5 protein-coding genes are annotated in these 3,241 nt (G+C 34.6%); all 5 read right to left on the bottom strand.

All coding sequences use genetic code 11. The features are described from left to right. On the bottom strand, positions 1 to 417 hold a 417-nt coding region (locus tag ACFFU9_RS13315; protein ID WP_379861974.1), incomplete at its 3' end, for a transposase. 205 nt (positions 418 to 622) lie between these two features. After that, positions 623 to 1,936, bottom strand: coding sequence for a cryptochrome/photolyase family protein (locus tag ACFFU9_RS13310; protein WP_379861973.1), 1,314 nt, complete (start codon positions 1,934 to 1,936; stop codon positions 623 to 625). Between the two features lie 40 nt (positions 1,937 to 1,976). Next, positions 1,977 to 2,453, bottom strand: a complete 477-nt coding sequence (locus tag ACFFU9_RS13305; RefSeq protein ID WP_379861972.1) for an SRPBCC family protein — start codon at positions 2,451 to 2,453, stop codon at positions 1,977 to 1,979. Positions 2,454 to 2,492: 39 nt separating this feature from the next. Beyond that, positions 2,493 to 2,954 carry a TspO/MBR family protein gene (locus ACFFU9_RS13300; RefSeq protein ID WP_379861971.1) on the bottom strand — a complete coding sequence of 154 codons (462 nt, stop codon included), beginning with the start codon at positions 2,952 to 2,954 and terminating at the stop codon, positions 2,493 to 2,495. Then, positions 2,941 to 3,123: a Lacal_2735 family protein gene (locus ACFFU9_RS13295; protein WP_379861970.1), complete on the bottom strand. Its 183-nt coding sequence runs from the start codon at positions 3,121 to 3,123 to the stop codon at positions 2,941 to 2,943. The genes ACFFU9_RS13300 and ACFFU9_RS13295 overlap by 14 nt, the downstream gene beginning before the upstream one ends. Between the last annotated feature and the right edge of the window lie 118 nt (positions 3,124 to 3,241).

Below are 3,241 nucleotides of genomic sequence, written 5' to 3'. Positions count from 1 at the left end.
AGACCAATGCGCATACAAAACCTTCTCAATAGCCTCTACCTTTAAATCTCCAGCCAGTTCACAGCGTATTTGACTTACTATCTTGTAGTTGCTTAAACGTTTGTATTTTAGGTGAATGTCACAAAAAAACTGATAATCAATATTAGCATTTAGTTGCTCGATTAATCTTTTATCGGAACAGCACGCATAGTGTTTTAAAAACATCAAGCCTAACTTTCCCTGTGGGCTAAAGTAGTTTTTTGTACCCTTAATAGACTCTTTAATATTGAAAATAGACACCAACGCATCCCATGGTATAGCTGTGTAGATTTTTCCTAAATCGCTATCTAAAAATTTAGAAAAATAGAGATTAAAATTCTCCGTAGGATTTAAAAATGAAAATTCGTGTTGTAATTCAGAAATTCTTTGTAATTTCATAATTCAGAAATTTTAAAACCCCGTTTTTTGAGTTTTCGGCTCGTTATCGGGGTTTTGTTTTATCTAAAATACAACTTATTTGATTGATATGCAAGTGGTTATTTACTTCTGAAAGTGCCTTTTTATTTATCCCCAGTGTTTAAAAATTCTCTCTTATTTGTTCTTTTCGTTTTTCAGTGTTTTTTTTGATTTTAAAAACAAGTCACTATATAGAAGCATTTAAAGCGGCTTTAAAAACGCGTAAACAACGTTCTCGGGCTGCCGCATGGTCTACTATAGGTTTGGGGTACGTGAACTCTTGATATTCAGGAACCCATGTGTTGATGTATTTTAAATCTTTGTCGAATTTTTGAATTTGTGTTGTGGGATTAAATATCCTGAAATAAGGTGCTGCATCTACGCCGCAACCTGCTACCCATTGCCAATTGCCTATATTACTTGCCATCTCGTAATCGTGTAGTTTCTCGGCAAAATATGCCTCGCCCCAACGCCAATCTATTAATAAATGCTTACATAAAAAGCTGCCTACAAGCATTCGTACGCGATTGTGCATAAACCCTGTCTGGTTTAATTGTCGCATCCCAGCGTCTATAAATGGGTAGCCTGTTTTCCCTTCGCACCATGCTTTAAATTCGGCTTCATTGTTACGCCACACAATACGGTCATATTGTGGCTTAAAGCTCTTGGTCTGTGTTTGCGGAAAGTGCCAAAGGATTTGCATAAAAAACTCCCTCCAAATCAATTCTTGCCAAAATACGTGGTTGGTTTCAGATACTGCTTTGCTTATCATATAGCGAACACTTACCGTTCCAAAACGCAAATGAGGCCCTAGTTTTGATGTGCTGTCTTGTGCTGGGAAGTTTCGTGTGGTTTCGTAGTTTTGAATAACTTCGGGGGTTGCTAAATAAGGTGCTATACGTTGTTTAGTGCTTTCAAACCCCATATTTAATAATGTTGGGGCTTCTACCTTTTGGTGTTGAACAAAATGTTTTAATAGTGTTTCTGAAGGAAATGATTTTATGTTTTCTGTTTTAAATTGCGCTTTCCAACGTTTCATATAGGGGGTGTAAACCAAATAGGGGGTACCATCACTTTTTACAATATCATCTTTTTCAAAAATAACTTGGTCTTTGTAGGTTTTAAATGCGATGTTGTTTTGTTCTAAAAACGTTTTAATTTCTGCATCGCGCTGTCTTGCATAGGGCTCGTAGTCGTGATTGGTGTAAACGGTTTCTATTTTGTAATGCGTATTCAATTGATGGTATACCTCTAATGGTGTGCCGAAGTAGATTTGAATACTGCTGCCATAGTCTTCTTGAAGGATGATGTTAATCTCCTCTAATGTTTCATATATAAAGGATACGCGTGGATCGTCTTTAGGAAGCATTTCAAGAATTTCTGAGTCAAAAATAAATATCGGAAGCACCTTTATTTGTCCTTTTAAAGCTTCGAATAAGCCCTTGTTATCTGTTAGTCTTAAATCTCGGCGAAACCAAAAAATATTTATAGTATTTGTCATGTATAGCGTTTAAAAAATGATGCACTTTAAGCTTGAAAATTTAAGTGCCTTTTGGTTTATACACACCAAAAAGCGCTTCTAATTTTTTAGTTCTATAATTAAAAATCTCTTCTAATTTTGGTTTTACTAGAAAAGGATGGACCAGTTGTCCTAAAACACCAAATGGCACTTTGTAATCGATAATATCTTCCATTTCAACGCCTCCATCAATTTCTTTAATAAAATGTTTGTGATGCCATAGGGCATATGGACCAAAACGTTGTTCGTCTACAAAATAATGTTTATCTACACGGTGTGTGATTTCGGTTACCCATTTGGTTTTTATTCCAAAAATAGGCGTTACAATATATTGAATGATCTGCCCTGCATACATGGGGCGATCGGCTCCAGATAGAATGTGAAATCCCATATATTCTGGCGTAATAATTTTTAAATTTTTAGGATCTGATAGAAAATGCCATGCTGCCTCTAATGTAATGGGTAGGTTTTGTTTTTGATGTAATCTGTATATTTTCATTTAGAAAGTGTTTATTTATAAAATAAAATACGGATTGTTTCAATTGTAAATTAAAACATAAGCGTTTAATGAGGAAGCGATGCATAACCAAACAAAATAAGGGAGAACTAAGAGGCTTTTCTTATTCATTTGTGTTAGGAATGAAAGCATAAAAACACCAATAATTACGGTTAGAATTAAAATAGCCACAAGTGCTAGCCCGATTAAATGTTGATTAAAAAAGAGGTAGTTCCAAAGCACATTGCATATAAACTGAAATACAAATAAACTTTTTATTTTTAGTGAAGGAGTTGCTAGGTATAAATAAGCCATATAAATTGAAAAACAAACCATGATACTGGTCCAAGCTGCTCCAAAAACCCAACCAGGAGGTGTCCAGGGCGCTTTATCTAAATTTTGATACCAGTCCGATTGTGGCCCATTCCCCATTAACCAACTTCCAATGGCCAGTGCGCTAAAATTGATGACCAAAAAAACACAGATATATTTAAGTCGTTTCATTTTTTAGTTTTTCTATTTGTTTAGCGATATTTTCGGCTTCTTCATATTTACTATCACTTTCTGAACGGTTTATGCTAGATAGGGCATGCCATTCTTTCATTAAACCTGTATAGCGCGCTTGAAGCTTTTCAATTTCAGTTTTTTTTTTTTTTTTGAATAATCCGAACATTAGTTTATTTTAAGTATTGAGGTCATTTAAACTTTTTGCTTTTCATTTTCTTTAGGAATATTGCCATAAATGATAGATAGTTGAAACCCAACCAACTTGCAATGGTTGTGTCAAATCT

This window comes from Mariniflexile ostreae, assembly GCF_042427585.1.
Classification (GTDB): domain Bacteria; phylum Bacteroidota; class Bacteroidia; order Flavobacteriales; family Flavobacteriaceae; genus Pseudalgibacter; species Pseudalgibacter ostreae.
This window is presented reverse-complemented; position numbering and strand designations above follow the sequence as displayed.

Coding starts and splice junctions, on each gene's coding strand:
- ACFFU9_RS13310 (WP_379861973.1), bottom strand. CDS start 1,936: ATGACAAATACTATAAATATTTTTTGGTTTCGCCGAGATTTAAGACTA.
- ACFFU9_RS13305 (WP_379861972.1), bottom strand. CDS start 2,453: ATGAAAATATACAGATTACATCAAAAACAAAACCTACCCATTACATTA.
- ACFFU9_RS13300 (WP_379861971.1), bottom strand. CDS start 2,954: ATGAAACGACTTAAATATATCTGTGTTTTTTTGGTCATCAATTTTAGC.
- ACFFU9_RS13295 (WP_379861970.1), bottom strand. CDS start 3,123: ATGTTCGGATTATTCAAAAAAAAAAAAAAAACTGAAATTGAAAAGCTT.